General features: G+C 74.0%; 11 protein-coding genes. 4 read left to right on the top strand and 7 right to left on the bottom strand.

The window, feature by feature from the left end; all coding sequences use genetic code 11:
- Positions 1–106: 106 nt before the first annotated feature.
- The 4 genes from ACFFJB_RS08970 to ACFFJB_RS08955 all read left to right on the top strand — a co-directional run bounded on the left by ACFFJB_RS08970 (position 107) and on the right by ACFFJB_RS08955 (position 9733).
- Entirely contained in the window at positions 107–5500 is a 5394-nt protein-coding gene (locus ACFFJB_RS08970) for an alpha-2-macroglobulin family protein (protein WP_446680581.1), read from the top strand.
- Between the two features lie 37 nt (positions 5501–5537).
- On the top strand, positions 5538–7697 hold the full coding sequence (gene pbpC, locus ACFFJB_RS08965; RefSeq protein ID WP_376830866.1) for a penicillin-binding protein 1C: 2160 nt from the start codon (positions 5538–5540) through the stop codon (positions 7695–7697).
- Positions 7698–8037: 340 nt separating this feature from the next.
- Entirely contained in the window at positions 8038–8892 is an 855-nt protein-coding gene (locus ACFFJB_RS08960; protein ID WP_376830865.1) for an outer membrane protein, read from the top strand.
- 346 nt (positions 8893–9238) lie between these two features.
- Positions 9239–9733, top strand: a complete 495-nt coding sequence (locus tag ACFFJB_RS08955) for a PRC-barrel domain-containing protein (protein WP_376830864.1) — start codon at positions 9239–9241, stop codon at positions 9731–9733.
- 84 nt (positions 9734–9817) lie between these two features.
- On the opposite strand, the gene ACFFJB_RS08950 is transcribed toward ACFFJB_RS08955, so the two are convergent.
- The 7 genes from ACFFJB_RS08950 to ACFFJB_RS08920 form a co-directional block, all read right to left on the bottom strand.
- The gene (locus ACFFJB_RS08950; protein WP_376830863.1) at positions 9818–11017 is read right to left on the bottom strand and encodes an ABC transporter permease; all 1200 of its coding nucleotides are present in this window, start codon (positions 11015–11017) and stop codon (positions 9818–9820) included.
- A 19-nt stretch (positions 11018–11036) separates the two neighbouring features.
- Positions 11037–12053 carry an ABC transporter permease gene (locus ACFFJB_RS08945; protein ID WP_376830862.1) on the bottom strand — a complete coding sequence of 339 codons (1017 nt, stop codon included), beginning with the start codon at positions 12051–12053 and terminating at the stop codon, positions 11037–11039.
- Positions 12050–14005: an ABC transporter substrate-binding protein gene (locus ACFFJB_RS08940; RefSeq protein WP_376830861.1), complete on the bottom strand. Its 1956-nt coding sequence runs from the start codon at positions 14003–14005 to the stop codon at positions 12050–12052. Before ACFFJB_RS08940 ends, ACFFJB_RS08945 begins: the two co-directional genes overlap by 4 nt.
- Positions 14002–15867, bottom strand: a complete 1866-nt coding sequence (locus ACFFJB_RS08935; RefSeq protein ID WP_376832609.1) for a dipeptide ABC transporter ATP-binding protein — start codon at positions 15865–15867, stop codon at positions 14002–14004. The genes ACFFJB_RS08940 and ACFFJB_RS08935 overlap by 4 nt, the downstream gene beginning before the upstream one ends.
- A 215-nt stretch (positions 15868–16082) precedes the next feature.
- The gene (locus tag ACFFJB_RS08930; protein WP_376830860.1) at positions 16083–18044 is read right to left on the bottom strand and encodes a glycosyltransferase; all 1962 of its coding nucleotides are present in this window, start codon (positions 18042–18044) and stop codon (positions 16083–16085) included.
- A gap of 76 nt (positions 18045–18120) precedes the next feature.
- Positions 18121–19308, bottom strand: coding sequence for a glycosyltransferase (locus ACFFJB_RS08925; protein WP_376830859.1), 1188 nt, complete (start codon positions 19306–19308; stop codon positions 18121–18123).
- Positions 19309–19312: 4 nt separating this feature from the next.
- Positions 19313–20626, bottom strand: coding sequence for a glycosyltransferase family 4 protein (locus ACFFJB_RS08920; RefSeq protein ID WP_376830858.1), 1314 nt, complete (start codon positions 20624–20626; stop codon positions 19313–19315).
- Between the last annotated feature and the right edge of the window lie 8 nt (positions 20627–20634).

Here is a 20634-nt window from a genome sequence, read left to right as displayed (position 1 = left end):
GGGTGACGCGCGGCCGGTCCCGGCGCTAGTCTCCCACTCCTGATGAAGGAAAGCGGCCGGCGCCGTCGCCAGCGCGCGCCGGCGCGCCGCAGCGTGGGAGTGGGCGATGGACAGGCACGATTCCGGCGCAGCCACGGCGGGCGTGGACCGCGGCGGCCCGCAGCCGCTCCGGCCGGGGCGGCGCGTCTCCGCCGGCCGCCTCCGGGCGGCGTTATGCCTCGCCGTCATGGCGCTGGCCGGCGGCCTCTTTCCGGATCACGTTTCGTCGCCCCTGTCCGTAGCCGCGGCGCAGGCCCAGCCCGCCCGCCGCGACGGCGCGCCCGCCGCGGCGCCCTATGCGCGCGAGGATCTGGCCAGCGACGCGGTGCGGCTGGAGGCGCGGCTGAAGCGCGAGGCGGGGGAGGGCGCGCGCCGGCCGCTGGCCCAGCTGCGCTCCGCCGTTGACGCCGCTCTCGCCCGCCGGCAATGGGACGCGGCCCTGGCCGCCGCCCGTGACGCCGTCGCCGGCCATGGCGCCGACGCCGGGGCCATGGCGCTTTACGCCCGCGCCGCGCTCGCCGCGGCGCAGGCCGCCTCCGGAGACGGCCAGCCGGCGCCCGGCCTCAACCCCTGGCGGCTGCGCGGCGACGCCGCCGCCGCGGCCTACGCCGCCTACCAGCGCGCGCCGGAGCGCGCCCCCAGGGCGGCGCATCTGGCGCTGCTCGGGGCGGCGCTGGCGGCGGCGGGCGCATGGCGGCCCGCCCTGGACGCCTACGCCGCCTCGCTGGCGCTGGAGAACAATCCCGCCGTCGCCGAAACCTGGCGGGCGCTGCGCGAGCGGCGCGGTTTCCGCGTCACCGGCTACAGGGTCGATTCCGATTCCGCGTCGCCGCGGGCGTGCTTCACCTTCTCCGATCCGCTGGCCCGCGGACGCGTCGACTTCGCCCCCTATGTGGCCGTGACCGGCGCCGCCGGCGCCGCGGTGAGCGCCGAAGACTCGCAGCTGTGCGTGGACGGGCTGAAGCACGGCCAGAGCTATGGCGTGGTGCTGCGCCAGGGGCTGCCCTCGGCCGTGGGCGAGACGCTGCTGGCGAACGCCGATTACCAGATCTACGTGCGCGACCGCGCCCCCTCCGTGCGGTTCACCGGCCGCAATTACGTGCTGCCGCGCATGGGGCAGGAGGGGATTCCCGTGGTCTCCGTCAACACCAGCGCGGTGCAGATCGAGCTGGCGCGCATCGGCGACCGCGCGCTGCTGCCCACGGTGCGCTCGGGCTCCTTCCTGTCGCAGCTGTCGCGCCACGGCATCGACCAGGTGATCGACACCACGGGCCAGAAGATCTGGTCCGGCGAGCTGGAGGTGAAGTCGCCGCAGCTCAACGCCGACGTCATCACCGCCTTTCCGGTGCACGCGGCGGTGGGGCGGCTGCAGCCGGGCGTCTATGTCATGACCGCGCGGCCGGCCGCCGCCGCGCCGCTGGCTGGCGACGACGACTACGGCGACCGCGCCACCCAGTGGTTCGTGGTCTCTGACCTCGGTCTCACCGCCGTCTCCACGGACAATGGCGTGCGCGTGCTGGTGCGCTCGCTGGCCACGGCGCGGCCGGTGGCGGGCGTCGAGGTGCGGCTGCTGGCCCGCAACAACGAGGTGCTGGCGACGCGCGCTACCGGCCCCGACGGCGGCGTCACCTTCGATCCCGGCCTCGCCCGCGGCAGGGGCGGCATGGCGCCGGGCATGGTGGTGGCCAGCGGTCCGGACGGCGACTACAACTTCCTCGACCTGGAGCAGACTCCCTTTGATCTCACCGACCGCGGCGATCGCGGCCGGCCGGCGCCGGGCGCGCTCGACGCCTATGTCTTCCCCGAACGCGGCGTCTACCGCCCGGGCGAGACCGCGTTCATCACCGCCATGCTGCGCGACAACCGCGGGATCGCCGTCACGGGCGCGCCGCTGACCCTGGTGGTGCGCCGCCCGGACGGCGTCGAATACCGCCGCGACGCCGTGAAGGACGAGGGCCTCGGCGGCCGCTCCCTCGCCGTGCCGCTGCTCTCCGGCGCCCAGGCGGGCGTGTGGCGGGTGCTCGCCTACGCCGACCCCAGGGGCGAGCCGGTGGGCGAAACCGCCTTTCTTGTCGAGGATTACACGCCCGAGCGCCTCGAGGTGACGGCGACGCCGGCCGCCGCGGCGCTGAAACCGGGCGCGCCGGCCCGCATCGACGTCGCCGCCCGCTATCTCTATGGCGCGCCGGGTTCCGGCCTTGCGCTGTCCGGCGAGGTCACCGTCGGCAAGGCGGAGGCCAGCGCGGTGAAGGGGCTGGAGGGTTACGCCGTCGGCGTCGACAGCGAGGAGGTGGAGCCGGCGACCGCCGAATTCGACGACCTTGGCCGCACCGACGGCGCCGGCCGCGCCGGGGCGGTCGTGCCAGTGCCCGAGGTTACGGCGGCGCGGCCGCTGCAGGCGAAGGTGACGCTGCGGGTGAGCGAGGACGGCGGCCGCGCCGTGGCCCGCACGGTGACGCTGCCCATCCTGCCGGCGGGGCCGGTGATCGGCGTGAAGAAGCTGTTCGGCGACCTGTCCGCCGGCGCGATGGCCGCGTTCGACGTCGTCATGGCGCAGCCGGACGGAACGCGGCTGCGGAAACGGCTGCGATGGAGTCTCTACCGGGTGGAGCGCCGCTACCAGTGGTTCAACGCCGGCGGCTCGTGGAATTTCGAGCCGGTGAAGACCACCCGCCGCGTCGCTGACGGAACGGTGGAGACCACGCCGGAGGCGCCGGCGCGCGTCGCCGCGCCTGTCGACTGGGGCGCATGGCGGCTGGAGGTCGCCGCTGATGACGGTGAGGCCGCGCTCACCAGCGTCTCCTTCGGCGTCGGCTACGGCGGCGAAGGCGGGGCCGACGTCCCGGACGCGCTCGAGCTGACCCTCAACCGCCCGGACCAGAGCGGCGGCGAGGTGCTGGAGGCGCGCATCCGCTCCGGCTTCGCCGGCACGGCCACGCTGATGGTCGTCACCGACCGGGTGGCGCATGAGCAGGCGGTGTCGCTTGACGCCGGCGGAACCACGGTGAAGGTTCCCGTGCGCGACGCGTGGGGGCCGGGCGCATGGGCGCTGGCCTTCGCCCACCGGCCGCTGGACGTGGAGGCCAGGCGCATGCCCGGGCGGGCCGTGGGCCTCGCCTGGTTCAGCGTCGACCGCGCCAGCCGCGAGCTGGCGGTGAAGCTGGAGACGCCGGCGCAGATCCGGCCGCGCGGCCAGCTCGCCGTTCCGGTGACGCTCGCCGGCCTGCAGCCGGGGGAGGAGGCGTTCGTCACCGTCGCCGCGGTGGACGTGGGCATCCTCAACCTCACCCGCTACGAGCCGCCGCAGCCGCAGGCGCACTATCTGGGCCAGCGGCGGCTGGGCGCGGCGGCGCGCGATCTTTACGGCTATCTGATCGACGGCATGCAGGGGGCGCCCGGCGCGCTGCGCTCCGGCGGCGACGCCGCCGTGACCATGCACGGCGATCCGCCGACCCAGGCGCCGCTCGCCCGCTATTCCGGCGTGGTGAAGGTGGGGCCGGACGGCCGCGCCGTGGTGACTTTCGACATTCCGGCCTTCAACGGCGCCCTGCGGGTGATGGCCACCGCCTGGAGCGCGCGGCGGGTCGGCTCGGCCAGCGCCGACGTCATCGTGCGCGATCCGGTGGCGATCCTTCCCACCGCGCCGCGCTTCCTCGCCATCGGCGACCGGTCGCGCGTGCACGTGAAGGTGGACAATGTGGACGGGCCGGCCGGCGACTATGAGGTGACGGTGACGGCGGACGGTCCGGCCGAGGCGCCGGCCGGCGCGCTGAAGCGCCGCGTCACCCTCGCTAGGGGCGCGGCGGCCGCCTTCGACATTCCGGTCGTCGCCCGGGCCCCCGGCGTGGCCAGTTTCGCCATCGCCGTGAAGGGCCAGGGAGTGGAGGCGGAGCAGACGGTCTCCTTCCGCGTCCAGCCCGGCCAGCCGGCGCTGGCGCGCCGCATGGCGCGCCCGCTGCCGCCCGGCGCGGCGGTGGAGCTGGGCGCGGACCTGCTGGCGACCATTGTTCCGGGAACCGGCGTGGCGTCGGTGGCGGCCACGCGCTTCGCCGCCCTCGACGCGCCGGCGCTGCTGCAGGCGCTGGAGACCTATCCTTACGGCTGCACCGAACAGACGGTGAGCCGCGCCCTGCCGCTGCTGCAGGCTGACGCCGTCGCCGCCATGCGCCCGGCGCTGACCCGCGAACGGATCGACGCCCAGGTGAACGAGGCCATCGCCCGGGTGCTGTCGCGCCAGGATTCCGCCGGCTCCTTCGGCCTGTGGGCGCCAGGCGGCGACGACCTGTGGCTCGACGCCTATGTCGCCGATTTCCTCACCCGGGCGCGCGAGCGGGGCTACGCCGTGCCGCAGCAGCCCTTCCTGCTGGCGCTGGAGCGGCTGCGCAACGCCGTGGCCAGTCTTGACGGCTTCAGCCGGGAGACCAGCGACGGCCTCGCCTACGCCGTCTATGTGCTGGCCCGCAACGGCAGGCCGGTGATGGGCGACCTGCGCTATCTCGCCGACACGAAGCTGGATGAATTCGCCACGCCGCTGGGGCGCGCCCAGGTGGCGGCGGCGCTGGCGCTGCTGGGCGACCGGGTGCGGGCGGCGGCCGCCTTCGCCAGGGCGGCGGAGGCGCTCGCCGCCGGCCGCGACGACGGCTGGCGGCCTGATTACGGCTCGCGGCTGCGCGACGGCGCCGCCCTCATCGCCCTCGCCATGGAGGCGGGCATGGACGGCGCCACGGTGCAGAAGGCCGTGGCGGTGGTGGACGGGGCCCGCGCCGTCACCGCCCGGCCCAGCACCCAGGAAAACGCCTGGCTGCTGATGGCGGCCATGGCCATGGAGAAGGAGTCGCGCCGGCTGCGCCTGAGCGTCGACGGGGCGGAGCGCTCCGGCCCGCTGTTCGCCAGCCTTGACGCCGCGGCCCTGGCGAAGCCGGTCCGCATCGTCAACACCGGCGACGTTCCGGCGCAGCTGGTGATCACGGTCTCGGGCAATCCGTCGGCGCCGGAGCCGCCGCTGGCCCGCGGCTACCGGATCGAGCGCGGCTACTACCGCCTCGACGGAACCCGGGTCGATCCCGCCCGCGTGCGGCAGAACGAGCGCCTCGTGGTGATGCTGCGCATCACCGAGCAGGAGACCCGCGACGCCCGCCTGCTGGTGGTGGACCACCTGCCGGCCGGCCTGGAGATCGAAAATCCGAAGCTGGTGGACGGCGCCGCCCTGCCGGCCTTCGCCTTCGCCGACGCGGACCGCGTCGAACCCGCGGCCACGGAGTATCGCGACGACCGTTTCGTGGCGGCCTATGAGCGGCGCCAGGGCCAGCCGGCCTTCATCAACGTGGGCTATGTCGTGCGGGTGGCTTCGCCGGGGGCGTTCGTCCATCCGCCGGCGGTGGTTGAGGACATGTACCGGCCCGACCGCTTCGGCCGCACCGCCTCCGGCATGATGACCGTGGAGCCGGCGACGTCGCCGTAAGCGGGGCGGGGCCAGGGAAAAGCAGGGGAAGCGACGCATGCCTGCGCGCCCGCCAGATCCGCCGCCGCCCGCCGGCCGGCCGCTCCGCCGCTGGCGGCGGCGGCTCGCCGTCGCCGGCTGCGCCGCCGCGCTCGCCCTGGCCGGGGCGGCGCTGGCGCTGGAGCGTTACGTCGCCGCCCTCGGGCCTCCTGACCTGTCCGTGCTGGAGCGGCGGTCGGCCCTTGCGCTTGACCGCGACGGCCAGCTGCTGCGCGCCTTCGCCGCCGCGGACGGGCGCTGGCGGTTGCCGGTGACCGCCGACGCCGTCGACCCGCAGTTCCTTAAACTGCTCAAGGTCTATGAGGACCAGCGTTTCGACTCGCATCCGGGCGTCGATCCGCTGGGGCTGGCGCGGGCCGCCTGGCAGCTGCTGCGCCATGGCCGCGTCGTCTCCGGCGCCTCCACGCTGAGCATGCAGACGGCGCGGCTGCTGGAGCCGCGCGCCCCGCGCAGCCTCTCCGCCAAGCTGCGCCAGATGGTCCGCGCCGTGCAGCTGGAGCGGCGTCTGGGCAAGCAGGGCGTGCTCGCCGCCTATCTGACGCTCGCCCCCTATGGCGGCAACATCGAGGGCGTGCGCGCCGCTTCGCTCATCTATTTCGGCAAGGAGCCGGCGCGGCTGTCCACGGCGGAGGCCGCGCTGCTGGCGGCGCTGCCGCAGTCGCCGGAGGCGCGCCGTCCGGACCGCCATCCCGGCGCCGCGGCGCGCGCGCGCGCGCGGGTGCTGCGCCGCGGCCTCGCCGCCGGCGTGCTGCGGCCGGCGGAGGTGGAGCTGGCGCTGGCGGCGCCGGTTCCGGCCGGGCGGCGGCCGCTGCCCGCGCTGGCGCCGCATCTGGCGCTGCGGGCGCTTGCCGGCGAGGCGGCGCGTGAGGCGGACGGCGCGCCCGCCGCGCCGGCGCCGGCCGTGGCGCGCCTCACGGTGGAGCGCCGCCTGCAGGCCAGCCTCCAGGCCCTGGCGCAGGAGCGGGCGGGGGCGCTGGGGCCGGGCCTGTCCGCCGCCATCGTGGCGGTGGACAACGCCTCGGGCGAGATCCGCGCTTATGTCGGCTCCGCCGGCTATTTTGACGACAGCCGCGCCGGCGCCGTGGACGCCGCCCGCGCCGTGCGCTCGCCCGGTTCGGCGCTGAAGCCCTTCATTTACGCCCTGGCCTTCGAGCAGGGCCTCGCCCACCCCGAGACGGTTCTCGACGACCGGCCGTCACGCTACGGCGCCTGGGCGCCGGAGAATTTCGAGGCCGGGTTCCACGGCGCCGTGAGCGCCCGCAGGGCGCTGCAGCTGTCGCTCAACCTGCCGGCGGTGGAGCTGCTGGCGGCGCTGGGGCCGGCGCGGCTGCTGGCGCGGCTGCGGGAGGCCGGCGCCAGCATCGTCCTGCCGGACGACGCCGTTCCCGGCCTCGCGGTCGGCCTCGGCGGCGCCGGCGTCACGCTCACAGACCTGGCCATGCTCTACGCCGGCCTCGCCCGCGGCGGCGACGTCATTCCCCTGCGCTGGCGCCGTGGCGATCCGCCGGGGCAGGGACGGCGGCTCACTGATCCGCTGGCGGCGTGGTATGTGAGCGACTCCCTGCGCGAGGCGCCGCCGCCGCCCGGCTACGCCGGCGGGCGCATCGCCTACAAGACCGGCACCTCCTGGGGGAGCCGCGACGCCTGGGCGATCGGCTACGACCGGCGCTACACGGTGGCGGTGTGGATCGGCCGGCCGGACGGCGCGCCGGCTCCGGGGCTCACCGGGCGCGTCGCCGCGGCGCCGGTGCTGTTCGACGCCTTCGCCCGCATCGGCGGCGAGCCGCAGCCGCTTCCGCAGCCGCCGGGTGTGCTCAGGGCCACCGCCGCCACCCTGCCGCCGCCGCTGCGCCACCTGCGCCGCGACGCGCCGCGGACGCTGGCGGTCACGCTGACGGCGCCGCTGCGCATCGCCTTCCCGCCGGACGGGGCGCGGGTGGATCTCGGCGCCTCCGCCGGCGCCGGCGGGGCGGAGCCGCTGGCGCTGCGCGCCAATGGCGGAACGCCGCCGCTGCGCTGGTTCGTCAACGGCGCGCCGGTGGGAGAGGCGGACATCCGCCGCCAGAGCTTCTGGCGGCCGGACGGCGCCGGATTCGCCCGGGTGTCTGTGATCGACGCCCGCGGCGCCAGCGACAGCGTGCAGGTGCGGATCGACTGAACCGGCGGCAGGAGCGTATTTCCCGCGGATGACGCAGGGCGCGGCGGCGCGCGCCGCCGCGCCGGCCGGCGTTCGCCGCGTTCCGGCGCCCGTGAATGCCAGCCGGGATCATGGCGCATTTGCGCATATTTGTTCCGGTATGGAAGAAAATATGATTTTTCCGTTCGGTATGGTTTATGTATTATTTATTCTTTCTTTCATATTGGTTGTTAATATCGTTGAAAATACGGTTAAACGGAAAATTGCGGCGAATAACACAAAATTAACCATGCGCCCCGTACAGATGTCTTCGCCATGTCCGCCCGGCCCGCGGCGGAACGTGGGTTCGGGGGAAAAAAGGATGAACAGGATTGTTGTTGCCGCCGCGGTCTTCGCGGCCATGACCACTGCGGGGGCCGCCGCCGACCTGCCGCTTCGCGGAACCTTGCCGGCGCTGCCGGAGCCGGCGCCGGAGAAGGAATGGACCGGGGCCTATGTGGGCGTCTCCGCCGGCGCCGTGTCGTCGCAGGGCAGCGAGGCCCGCGCCGCCGTCTCCGGTCTGCCTTTCATCTCCACCGACGCGACTGGCGGCGGCGTGTTCCGCGCCCTGGAGCGTCGCGGCGACGCCAGCGGGACGGCCGGCGCCCAGCTCGGCTACAACTTCCAGGTCGACCGTTACCTGATGGGCGTCGAGGCCGACTACAACTGGGGCAACGCCGTCAGCCGCTCGGATTTCGTCGGCGTGGTCGCCCACAGCGTCACCAGCCCGTTCGGCCTGGAGGCCGTCGAGACTTACGCCGCCGCGGCGCGCGTGCGCACCCGCCTGGCGAGCTACGGCACCCTGCGCGGCCGCCTCGGCGTGCTGGTGACGCCGCAGCTGCTGGTTTACGCCACCGGCGGTCTGGCGGTCGGCAGCCTCCGCTCCACGGCGGAAATGGCCGGCGCCTACGGTATTGTGGTGGGCGGCGCGGCCTTCCCGTCCGCCGCCGGCGCCTGGGAGCGCCGGCGCAGCGCCGCCCGCTGGGGCTGGACCCTGGGCGGCGGCGTCGAGTTCGCCGTCACCAGCCAGCTGTCGCTCAAGGGCGAGTATCTCTATCTCGACCTCGGTTCGCGCGAGCACGTGCTGGCCACCGCCGCCGCGGACGGCTTCAACGCCACCATCCACGAGCGCAACCGCTACCACGTGCTGCGCGCCGGCGTGAACTACCGCTTCTGAGGCGGCGCCAGCCGCATGATGGTCCGGCCCGGCCCCGCGCCGGGCCGTTTTGCGTCAGCGCGCTTTCGCCGCGCGGGCCTTCTGGCCGGACCGTCCCGAAATTGCTCCATTCGGCGGGCATGGGAAGGGAACGGATTATGCGCGCCGCCCGCATGCCGCGCCGCTCCGGGCCGGGAAAAGGGTCCCGCAAGGGCGGCGGCCGGCGGGCGCGCTCCACCGGAGCGGGTCGCGGACCCGCCCGGCGGGAGCGGTTCATGAATGCGCTCCGCGGCGGCGCCAGGGGCGCTGGCCGCGGCGGCCGGCCCCGGGGCCTGCGCCGGCGGCGCGCCGCACGAGAGGAAAACGGATGATCAAACGTTCTGGCGGCCTGTCACGTCTGCTTCCCGCCGCGCTCGCGCTGGCCATGCTCGCCGGCGGTCATGCGGCGCTGGCCGGATCAGGCGGCGCGGGGGCCGGTCAGGCTGGCGGGGACGCCGCGGCGGATGCGTTCTTCGCCGGCCAGACGCCGCAGCAGGTCATGGCCACCACGCTGATCGGCTTCACTGTCGTCGGCTCCGACGACCGGGCGGTGGGCGCGGTCACCGACCTGATCATTGGCCCTGACGGCCGGGTGGACGGCGTGGTGATCGGCGTCGGCGGCTTTCTCGGCGTCGGCGAGAAGAAGGTGGCGGCGCCGTTCAGCCGGCTCGGGATCGTGCGCAACGGCGAGGGCAAGATCGACCGCATCCGCCTCGACATGTCGCGCGACGACCTGGAGAAGGCCCCGTCCTTCGTCACTCTCGCCGAGCGGCGGGCGAAGGAGAAGCCGGCGCGCGCCGGCCGGGAGGGCGAGGGCCGCTGAGGCCCCGCCGCCTGCGCCCGGCGCCGCGTCGCCCGCGCCCTGCGGGGCGCGCGCCGGCCCCGGCCCGTTTCTGGCCGGCGCCGGTCAGTGATAGGGGTCGGCGGCGTCGCGCAGCCCGTCGCCCATGAAGTTGAACGCCAGCACCACCAGCACCACCGGCGCGATCGGCGCCAGCAGCCACGGGTAAAGGTTCACGGCGGCGAGGTTCTGCGCCTCGTTGAGCAGCACGCCCCAGCTGGTGATTGGCGGCCTGAGGCCGAGCCCCAGGAACGACAGCGCCGTTTCGCCGAGGATCATCGAGGGAATCGACAGCGTCGCCGAGGCGATCAGGTGGCTCATGAAGTTCGGGATCAGGTGGCGCGAGATGATGCGCGTGCGCGAGGCGCCCATCAGCTCCGCCGCCTTGACGAAGTCTTCCTCGCGCAGCGCCAGCAGCTTGGAGCGCACCGCCCGCGCCAGCCCCGGCCAGTCCAGCAGCCCGAGGATGATGGTGATGCCGAAAAAGACGAGGACCGGACTCCAGTTGGCCGGCAGCGCTGCCGACAGCGCCAGCCACAGCGGCAGCTCCGGCAGCGAGCGCAGGATCTCGATCAGCCGCTGGATGACGTTGTCGACCCAGCCGCCGAGATAGCCGGCGAGGCCGCCGAAAAACAGCCCCAGCGCGAATGACACGGCGATGCCGGCGAGACCCACCGTGAGCGAGATGCGCGCCCCGTAGACGATGCGCGAGAACAGGTCGCGCCCCAGCCGGTCGGTGCCGAGCAGGAAGAAGGTTCCGCCTTCCGGCGGGCACGCCAGGTGAAAGCGGCTCTCGAACAGGTTCCAGAACAGGTAGGGGTCGCCCTGGCAGAAGAAGCGCAGCTTCTGCGGCCGGCTTTCGTCCACCGTGTAGGCGCGGGTGAAGGTCTCCTCGTCGAAGGTGAAGCTGTAGGGATAGACGAACGGCCCGATGAATTCGCCCTTGTGGAACAGATGCACCGGCTGCGGCGGCGCGTAGAGGAAGTCGCCGTTGCGGCGGGTGAGCTCATAGGGCGCGATCACCTCCACGAACGGCAGCGCGGCGTAAAGCGCCAGCAGCAGCGCCGCCGACGCCACCGCCAGGCGGTTGCGGCGGAACTTCCACCAGATCAGCGTCAGCGCCGATGCGCGCAGGAAGCGCTCGTCGTCATTGATGGTGGGCTCGGAGGCCCCGGGGTCGAACGGCGCGTCGTCGACGAAATGCGGCGTGCGCGGCCGGTCGCGTTCCGGCGGGACGGCGGCGGAGGGCGGGGCGGCGCTGGTCATGCTCTTTCCTCGCCTCTTCTCACCGCGCGCCCATGCGGATGCGCGGGTCCAGCCACGCCAGCAGCAGGTCCGAGACCAGCATGCCCACCACGGTGAGCGTCGCCACGAACATCAGGATGAAGGCGGCGAGGTACTGGTCCTGGCTGCGCAGCGCCGCCAGCAGCACCGGCCCCACCGTCGGCAGGCTCAGCACCAGCGACACCAGGATCGAGCCGGAGACCAGCCCCGGCAGGATGTTGCCGATGTCGGCCACGAACGGGTTCAGCGCCATGCGGAACGGATATTTCAGCAGCGCCCGCGCCGGCGGCAGGCCCTTGGCCTTCGCCGTCACGTAATACTGCTTGCCCAGCTCGTCGAGCAGGTTGGCGCGCATGCGCCGGATCATCGCCGCCGTGCCCGAGAGGCCGATCACCAGGGTGGGCGCGATCATGTGCTGCAGCAGCGACTTCACCTTCTCCCACGACCACGGGGCGTTGGCGTATTGCGGGTCAAACAGGCCGCCGATGGAGACGCCGAACCAGTGGTTGAGGTAATAGAGCAGCACCAGCGCCAGCAGGAAGTTCGGCACCGCAAGGCCGAGATAGCCGAACAGCGTCGCCACATAGTCGCCGAACGAATACTGGCGCACCGCGGAATAGATGGCGATGGGAATCGACACCACGTGCACGAACAGCACCACCGCCACGTTGACCAGCAGCGTCAGCCACAGGGAGTCGCCCACCACCTCGGTCACCGGCCGGTCATATTCGAACGACCAGCCCCAGTCGCCCTGCAGCAGGCCGGAGAAGCCGGACGGGCCGGGCCACACTCCCAGCCACACCAGGTACTGCTCCCACACCGGCCGGTCGAGGCCGTACTGGCGGATGAGGAACGCCGCCTTGGCCGCGGCCGCGTCGCCGCCCTGGGCGCGCAGCTCGGCGATCTGGTTGCTGAGGAAGTCGCCCGGCGGCAGCTTGATGATCATGAACACCAGCGCGCTGATCAGCAGCAGCGTCACGGCCATGGCGGCGAGGCGACGGATCAGGAAAGCGATCATGGCGCGCCTCCGCTGCGCCGGCGGGCGTCGTCCCAGAACAGCTCGTCCATGCGGTAAATTCCAAGCAGCGCTGTCGGCGCCCAGCTGTACAGCGCCGTTTTCGGGAAGTTGACGAGGCCGTCGCGCATGGCCACCGGCTGCAGGGCGCCGGCCACGGTGCCGATGCTCCACAGGTTGTCGGCGTGCAGCGCCAGCATCTCGTGCCAGCAGCGGGCCTGCACGGTCTCGTCGGTGGTTTCTGTCCACTCCTGCATGGCGCGCAGCAGCCGCCGGGCGACCGGGTCGTCGCAGGGCTCGCCGCTCTTGCCCTTCGTCTCCACGTACTGGCCCCATTTCGGCCAGGAGAAATTGTCCTGCCGCACCGGCGCCAGCTCGAAGGGCGCCATGCTGGCGGTGGGAATGGCGTTGTCCAGCCCGGCGGAGGCCACCATCACCGCGCGGCCCTCATAGGCGCGGTTGCGCAGGATGGCGCGGTCCTGGGGCTTGATGAACAGCTTCACCCCCACCTCGCGCCAGAATTCCGCCACCAGCTCCAGCGTGTCCACGGCGAGGCCGGTGTCGCCGTCCACCTCCACCACCACCTCCAGCGGCCGCCCGTCCGGCAGCTGGCGCAGGCCCCCGGGGCCGGCGGCGAGGCCGATGTCGTCGAGCAGGCGCGCCGCCTCGTCCGGCCGCCAGGCCGCCCAGAGGGTGCGGTACTCGGGGCGGAACAGCGCCGAGTCCTCCATCACCGTGTTGTTGCCCTCCTTGCCGAGGCCGAACAGCAGGGCGTTGTTGATGGTGCGCCGGTCGATGGCGAGCGACAGCGCCCGCCGCCAGCGCACGTCGCGGTTGAGCCTGCGCCACACCGGATCGGTGCAGGTGAGGTTGGGATAGAGCGCCAGCTCCGAGCCGCGGGCCATGCGCCACAGCAGCGTGGTGTAGTTGTGGCGCTTCTGGCCCTGCTTCAGCACCGGAATGTCGGCCATGGTCAGGCCGCGGGCCAGCAGGTCCACCTCGCCGGCGTTGGTCTTGGCTGCGAACAGGCTGGCCGAGGCGATGTCGGCGATGACCCGGTCCACATAGGGCAGCTGCACGCCCTGGGTGTCGATGCGGTGGAAATAGGGGTTGCGCTCGAACACCATGCGCGTCGGCCCGGCCTCCGCCGGCCGCCACGGATACAGCGTCGGCAGCTCCGGGGTGGCGTTCTCCAGCATGGCGTCGACGCGGTTGTGCAGCGACGCCCAGGACTTCACCCGCGCCTTGGTCACCCGCTGCTGCAGCTGCGCCGCGTCGGCGTAGCGGGCGTGGAATTTCCGCAGGAAATGCGCCGGCCGGTAGATGTAGGGATCCTGCGGCGCGGCCAGCGCCGGCAGGAACAGCGGGTTCGGCCTGCGCCACTCATAGCGGACGGTGTGGTCGTCGATGACGGTGAAGACGGGCTTCTCCCCGCCCGCCAGCAGGAACAGCGGCGGGCCGACCGGGCTCAGCGCCTCGTTGTTGGCCACGTCCTCCCAGTAATAGCGGAAGTCCTCCGCCGTGAACGGGCGCCCGTCCGACCACCGGTGGCCGCGCCGCAGCCGCAGGGTGAAGACGCGGCCGTCCTCCACGTCGATGGCGGCCAGGATGTCCGGCTTCAGCTCCAGCTTCTCGTTGTAGCCGACCAGGCGGGTGTAGGCGTTGGCCGAGAGGTAGCGGATGTCGCGGGCGCGGGCGATCAGGGTGACCATGTCGCCGCCCTGCACGCCGTTGCGCCGGCCGGCGGCGGGCAGGTCCACCACCAGCGGATCGAGCGGCAGGCGGTCCTTCAGGGGCGGCAGCTGGCCGGCGGCCACCCGCGGCGCCAGCAGCGGGCTCTCGCCGCCGGCCTGCGCCGCGGCGGGGATGATGGCGGCCAGGCCCGGCAGGGCGGCGAGCGCGGCGCCGGCCTGCAGCAGCCGCCGCCGGGAGAGGGCGAGGCGCGCATCCGTCATGCCGCGGCCCTCTGCGCCGCGCCGAAGCGCACGTAATGCTGCGGCGCGATCTCGCGCATGGCGCCGGAGTCGCCTTCCGCCAGCCGGAACGGCTCCGGCCAGGCGGCCGGCTCGGAGAACCGGCCCGAGCGCAGCCTGGCGAAATCCAGCGGATGGTTCAGGTCCGGCTCCGGCACCGCCGCCAGCAGCGCCTGGGTGTAGGGGTGGGCCGGGTTGCGGAACAGCGCCGCCCGCGGCGCCTGCTCGACGATGTGGCCGCGGCACATCACGGCGATGACGTCCGAGACATAGTCCACCACCGCAAGGTTGTGAGAGACGAAAATATAGGAAAGCCCGAGGCCTTTCTGCAGGTCCTTCAGCAGGTTGAGCACCTGGGCCTGCACCGAGACGTCCAGCGCCGACACCGGCTCGTCGCACAGCAGCACCGAGGGCGACAGCGTCAGCGCCCGGGCGATGCCGAGACGCTGGCGCTGGCCGCCCGAGAAGGAATGCGGATAGCGGCGCAGGTGCCGGGCGTCGAGGCCCACCAGCTCCAGCAGCATCTTCGCTTTCTGGAACCGCTCCTCCTCCGTGCCGACGCCGTGAATGCGCATCGGCTCGGTGAGCAGCTGGTACACGGTCATGCGCGGATTGAGCGAAGAATAGGGATCCTGGAAGATGAACTGCACCGCCCGCCGGTAGCGCATCAGGTCGTCGCCGCTGAGGCCGGCGATGTCGCGCAGGCCCGAGCCGTCGTCATAGTACACCCCGCCGGCGTCCGGCGTGATCGCCCGCATGATGATCTTGGACACGGTGGTCTTGCCGCAGCCGGATTCGCCCACCAGCCCGAGGGTCTGGCCGGGCATCAGCGTCAGGCTGACGTCGCTGACCGCCCTCACCACGCGCGTCCGGCCCGAAAACCAGCCGGAGCGCAGCGTGAAGCTCCTGGACACGCCCCGCACCTCCAGCACCGGCCCGCGCGGGGCGGAGGGGCGGGCGACGGCGCCGGCCTCGGCGATGACGCGGGCGTTGCTCACCTCGCGCAGCGGCGTCAGGCGCTCGTCCGGATCCATGCCGAAGCGCGGCGCCGCATGCATCAGCGCCCGCAGGTAGGGGTGGCGCGGATCGCGGAAGATCGCCTCGCGGTCGCCGGATTCGACGATGCGGCCGCGGTACATCACCACCACGTCGTCGGCGACATTGGCCACCACGCCGAGATCGTGGGTGATGAGCAGCACCGACATGCCGGTTTCCGCCTGTAGCTCGTTGATCAGCTCCAGGATCTGCGCCTGGGTGGTGACGTCGAGCGCGGTGGTGGGCTCGTCGGCGATGAGCAGCGACGGGCGGCAGATCAGCGCCATGGCGATCATGGCGCGCTGGCGCATGCCGCCGGAGAGCTCGAAAGGATAGGTGTCGAACACGCGCCCCGGATCGGGCAGGCCGACGCGGGCGAACACGCGCTCGGCCTCGCGCCGCGCCTCGGCCGCGGTGGCGCGGTTGTGCAGCAGATAGGCCTCGGTGACCTGGTCGCCCACCGTATGCAGGGGCGACAGCGAGCTCATCGGCTCCTGGAAGATCATGGCCATGCGCCCGCCGCGCAGGCTGCGCATCCGCGCGCCGTCAGGGGCGAGCTGCGCCAGGTCCAGCGGCGCGGCCCCGTCGTCCGGGCGGTAAAGGATCCGGCCGGCGGCGACGCGCGCGTTCTTCGGCAGGATGCCCATCATCGCCTGGGCGGTCACCGACTTGCCCGAGCCGGATTCTCCCACCAGCGCCACGGTGCGTCCGCGCGGAATGTCGAACGAGACGCCGTGCAGCGCCTGGGTGACGACGCCGGAGCTCTCGAAGGCGACCGCCAGGTCACGGATGCTGAATAGCGGCGTCACGCTCAACTCTGGTTCCCCCCTCGGGCAGGCCCTGGCCGGCCTGCGGTGTCGTCTGCGGCGCGGCGCCGCCCGCTGCGCGCCGTTGCGCGCCGCCCGCCGGCCTTCCCCCGTCCGTTCGTGTCCGCGCGCCGTTTGCGCCCATTAAACCAGAACGGCGCGGCGACGCCATAGCCTGCGGGCGCGCGGCGCCTCATGCCGCTGCGGCGCCTGTGCGGTTATCCGGCGATTTCCGCATCGATCGCGACGAAACGTCCGCCCGGACTGGCGGCGATCATGGCGACGCATTCATGCATCCAGGCGTCGACGGCGTCGTCATGGACGAGGTGGTGGGTGAGCAGGCCGACGGGGCCGAGCCGCCAGGCCGCCGCCGCCGTCGCCCGCCGGGCGATGGCCGCGACCAGCGTCTCCGCCAGCCGCCCGGGGTCGACGAGGCTGCGGTCGCCGCGCCAGTTCACCGGATCCACATGGGCGTTGACCTGCGCCAGTCCTGGCGCCGCCTCCCGCTGGCTGCGCTCGGCGAAGGTGGAGACGCCGGCGAAACCCGCCTGCGCCAGCAGCGGCAGCGCCGCGGGGCTGACGCGGTTCCACGGCGGAACCAGCACGGCGCGGGTCAGGGCCGGAGCAAGACGCCGCAGCAGCGCCAGCCCTTCGGCGGCGCGGGCGGCCACGGCCCCGGGCGCGCCGTGGCTGAGCTCGCCCTTCTTCGCTTCCGGCGGAGCCAGATTGTCATGGCTGAGGCCGTGCGGCAGCAGCGTCGCCGCCGGCTCCTCCGCCAGGCGCTGCGCCAGATCCGCCGTCGCCCGCGCCGGAATGGCGGCGATGGCCAGCGGCGCGCCATGGGCGCCGGCGCAGCGCAGCAGCCGCTCCAGCCGGGGCGTGGGCGTCGCCGCGTCGTCGTCGCGCCACCAGAAGGCGACCGGCGCGCCCGCGTCCGCCGCCCGCGCCAGCGCCTCCGCCGCCGGACGCAGCGCCGCCCGCATGGGCGCGGCGAGGCGCGCGACCGCCGGGGCGCGGCGCGCCGCCAGCATCTCGATGATCCGCGCCGTGCGCGTCGCCCCGTCCACGGCGATGTCCGCCGCCTGCGGCGCCGGGCGGCTGGCGGCTTCGTTCACCGCCGCCAGCAGCGCCGGGGGCGTCAGCGCCTCCTGCGCCAGAACCGTCACACGGCCGCGGGCCGCGAACAGGGCGGCGCGCGCGGCCTGTTCGGTCTCGCCGCCTTCGGCGAAGGGGACCACCACCGCAGGCGCGCCGGAGGCAAGAAGGTCAAGGGCGGTGTTGTAGCCGAACTGGCTCACCGAAACGGCGCAGCCGGCCAGCAGGGCGCGGAAGTCCGGCCGCGCCCGCTCGACCGTGACGTTGGCCGGGGCGGCGGCCTGCAGCGCGCCAAAGTCCGTCTCCGGGATCTTGTGGCCGGCGAGCAGCCGCCAGCGGCGTCCCGCGTCCAGCGCCGCCGCCTGCAGCGCCGCCCGCAGCAGCGGCAGGGCGGCCTCCGAGCCGCCGCCGGAGACCACCACGCCGGCGCGCGCCCCGGCGGGCGCCGGAGCCGCCGCCGCGCCCGGAGCGTCGACATAGCCGGTGTAATGCAGCAGCGGCTGCAGGTCCGGCGCCAGCGGCCAGGAGGCCTCCAGCCGCGCCACCGCCGGGTCGGAATGCACCAGCACCCCGTCATAGAACTGGCGCAGGCGCGCGTGGGCGGCGTCGATTTTCGCCTGTTGCGACGGCCGGGCGAGGATGTCCCGCACCGAGGCGAGCGCAAGCGGCGGCTGCGGCAGGGCGCGCGCCGCCGCGATAACGGCGAGAAACTCCTCGCCCAGCGCCCGCCGGCCGAAGGGAAACAGCTCGGTGACGAGGACATGGGGGGCGAAGTCCCGCACCGCCTGCGTGGCCATGGCGATGCGGGCGCCGGCGGCGGCCGCGTCGAGGGGCGCGCCGTCCGCCTGGCGCAGGTCCGAAAAGGCGGTCCCCGTCACGTGCACCGGCGGCAGCTGCACGATCTCCACCCCGGCGCGGGCGATGGGGCCGCCGGCGGCCGACAGCGGAACCGGCTGGCCGCCGGTGACCAGCCGCACCTGGTGGCCGCGCGCAGCCATGGCGCGGGCGAGGGTGCCGGCCCGGGCCAGATGGCCGACGCCGAGCAGATGGGTGACGACAATGACGACGCGCAGCGGCAGGTTCATCGGCGGGCTCCCTCAGCGGGCGTTGCGGGCGGCGGGCGCCTCCCGGCGGGGGCGCGCGCGGCCAGGGCGCGGCGGCTCATCGCGCGCGCTCCAGCGCGGCGCGCAGGGTCGCCGCCGCCGCCGCCAGGCTGTGGCGGCGCAGCACGCGCGCGCGCCCCGCCTGGCCGGCGGCGGCGAGAAACCCGGGGGCGCGCCGCTCCGCCGCAATGAGCTCGCCGAGACGGCAGGCGAAGGTCTCCGCGAGGCGCGCGTCGGCGGCCTGCGGATCGTGGCGGGCGAGGGCCTCGTCCGCCGCCGCCAGCCAGCCGCCGTCGCCCTCCGCGACCACGCCGGGCACGCCGCCCCAGGCGCCGGCCAGAACGGGCAGGGCGCTGGCCTGCGCCTCCAGCAGCGCCATGCCGAAGGCCTCGTTGCAGGCGGGCCAGACGAACAGGTCATGGGCGGCGTAGACCGCGTCCAGCTCCGCCGGATCGTTCACGGCGCCGGGCATGGCCGCCCGCGCGCCGAAGGGGGCGAACAGCGCCGCCGCCTCCGCCCGCGCCGGGCCGTCGCCGACGACGGTCAGCCGCCAGTCGTGGCGCGGCAGCCGCGCCAGCGCCGCCGCCAGCGTCGCCAGCGAACGCAGCTTGTCGCCATGGCGCAGCATGGCCACCGCCAGCAGCCGCAGCGGCCCCTCCGGGCGCGGCGGGCGCGCCGGCGCTGCGGGGATGCGGGCCAGGAATGGCGGCAGGCTCACGCATTTGCCGGCCATGTCCACGTCCGCCAGCTCCGGCGCCGACAGCAGGCAGGGCCGGTCATTCTCGTTGAGCACGAACACGGCCGCGGCCTGGCGCAGCGCCGCGACCACGGCGGCGTGCCCGTCGCGCCACGGACCGGCGGCGCGGCCCGGGGCGAGCGAGGCCTCCGCCGCCACATAGGGAATCCCGAGGGCGGCGGCCACCTGCGGGCCGATCCAGTCCGGGGCGCGGTCATAGAGATGATAGGTGAACCACAGCGCCGGCCGCTCCGGCGCCGGCGCGGCGCGCCAGCGGCCGGTAAGCCGCTCCGCCTCCGCCTGCGCCGCGGCGCGGATGGCGCGCTGGGCCGCGGCGTCGCCGGCCTTTTCATGGGCGCGCAGGCGCGAGGCCAGCTGCGGCGCGTAGCCGGCGGCCCGCAGCGCCGCCCACAGCGCCCGCGCCACCGTGCGGTCGCCGGAAGGCTGCGGATGGTCCGGCGGCTTCATGGGCGCGTAAAACGCGACCGGAACGGGCGCCTCGCCGGCCATGGCCTCAGCCCCCGCCGGCGTTGCGCGCCATGGCGGCGCGCAGTTTCGCCTCGATGAGGCTGATGCCGGCCTCCATGGAGAAATCCTCGCGCAGGCGCTTCCACGCGGCCTCGCCAAGCTGCGCCCGCCGCTGCGGCGCGCGCGCCAGCAGGTTGATGGCGTTGGCCAGCGCCGCCGGATCGGCGGGCGGCGCCAGCACGCCCTCGACCCCGTCGCGGATGAATTCGGGAATGCCGGCGAAGTCGCTGGCGACGATCGCCAGCTTCTGGCTCGCCGCCTCCATGATGACGTTGGGCAGGCCGTCCTGGTCGCCGGAGCGGGTGGGTCGCGAGGGCAGCACGAACATGTCGGCCATGGCCATCAGCGCCATCACCTCCGGCTGGGCGAGCGGCCCCATGAAGGCGACGCGCCCCTCAAGGCCCAGCCTCTGCGCCTCGGCCCGCAGCCGGTTGAGCAGCTCGCCGCCGCCCACATGCACGAACTGCCAGTGAATGTCCGGAGGCAGCATGGCCAGCGCCTGCAGCAGGTCGCCGAAGCCCTTCTTGGCCACCGCGCGGCCCACGGAGATGATGCGCACCGGCCGGGCGGGGTCGGAGCCGTCGGCCCCGTCGCGCGTCTGCGGCGGCGCCGGCAGCCGCGACAGGTCGAGGCCGTGATAGGCGAGGGCGATCCGCTCCGGCTCCGGCGCGAGGCGGCGCAGCGCCTCGGCGTTCTGGCGCGTGCAGGTGACGCCGAACAGGCACTCGGCGATTTTCTCCCGCTTCTCCCACTCCGGCGTGGTCCAGATGTCCTTGGCGTGGGCGGAGAAGCTCCAGGCGCGGTCGCCGCCGCGCAGCAGCATGGCGTAGCGCACGACCGAGGCGGGGGTGTGCAGGTAATGCACGTGCACGTGGGCGGTCTGCGGCGGCAGCTCGCGGGCGAACACCATGGCCTGGCCGAGCCGGCGCACGCGGTTGCGGGTGAAGTCGCGGCGCAGGTCGCGGAAAAAAGTCGCCATCAGCCGCAGGAAGCCCGGCTGCGCAAGCGCTGCGCCGAGGCCCTTCAGCACCCGCAGCGGCGCCTCGTGCAGATATTCCGGCAGATAGGTCACCGGCGCCTGGATCTGCCGGTGCATGGGATGGACGGACGGGTCTGTGGGCTCGCGCAGCGACCAGATGCGCAGCTTCAGCCCGCGCCGCTCCAGCGCCAGGATCTCCTGGGCGATGAAGGTTTCGGACAGGCGCGGATACCCCTTGACGACGACGGCGATTTCACCCTCGCCGCCGGGGCGCGGCTGCGAGGCGGGCGTCGGGTCGCTGTGGCGGGACGGAGCGGTCATGTGGCGTG

The sequence above is a fragment of the Camelimonas abortus genome (assembly GCF_042432745.1).
GTDB classification, from domain to species: Bacteria; Pseudomonadota; Alphaproteobacteria; order Rhizobiales; family Beijerinckiaceae; genus Camelimonas; species Camelimonas abortus.
This window is presented reverse-complemented; position numbering and strand designations above follow the sequence as displayed.

Coding starts and splice junctions, on each gene's coding strand:
- ACFFJB_RS08970 (WP_446680581.1), top strand. CDS start 107: ATGGACAGGCACGATTCCGGCGCAGCCACGGCGGGCGTGGACCGCGGC.
- pbpC (WP_376830866.1), top strand. CDS start 5,538: ATGCCTGCGCGCCCGCCAGATCCGCCGCCGCCCGCCGGCCGGCCGCTC.
- ACFFJB_RS08960 (WP_376830865.1), top strand. CDS start 8,038: ATGAACAGGATTGTTGTTGCCGCCGCGGTCTTCGCGGCCATGACCACT.
- ACFFJB_RS08955 (WP_376830864.1), top strand. CDS start 9,239: ATGATCAAACGTTCTGGCGGCCTGTCACGTCTGCTTCCCGCCGCGCTC.
- ACFFJB_RS08950 (WP_376830863.1), bottom strand. CDS start 11,017: ATGACCAGCGCCGCCCCGCCCTCCGCCGCCGTCCCGCCGGAACGCGAC.
- ACFFJB_RS08945 (WP_376830862.1), bottom strand. CDS start 12,053: ATGATCGCTTTCCTGATCCGTCGCCTCGCCGCCATGGCCGTGACGCTG.
- ACFFJB_RS08940 (WP_376830861.1), bottom strand. CDS start 14,005: ATGACGGATGCGCGCCTCGCCCTCTCCCGGCGGCGGCTGCTGCAGGCC.
- ACFFJB_RS08930 (WP_376830860.1), bottom strand. CDS start 18,044: ATGAACCTGCCGCTGCGCGTCGTCATTGTCGTCACCCATCTGCTCGGC.
- ACFFJB_RS08925 (WP_376830859.1), bottom strand. CDS start 19,308: ATGGCCGGCGAGGCGCCCGTTCCGGTCGCGTTTTACGCGCCCATGAAG.
- ACFFJB_RS08920 (WP_376830858.1), bottom strand. CDS start 20,626: ATGACCGCTCCGTCCCGCCACAGCGACCCGACGCCCGCCTCGCAGCCG.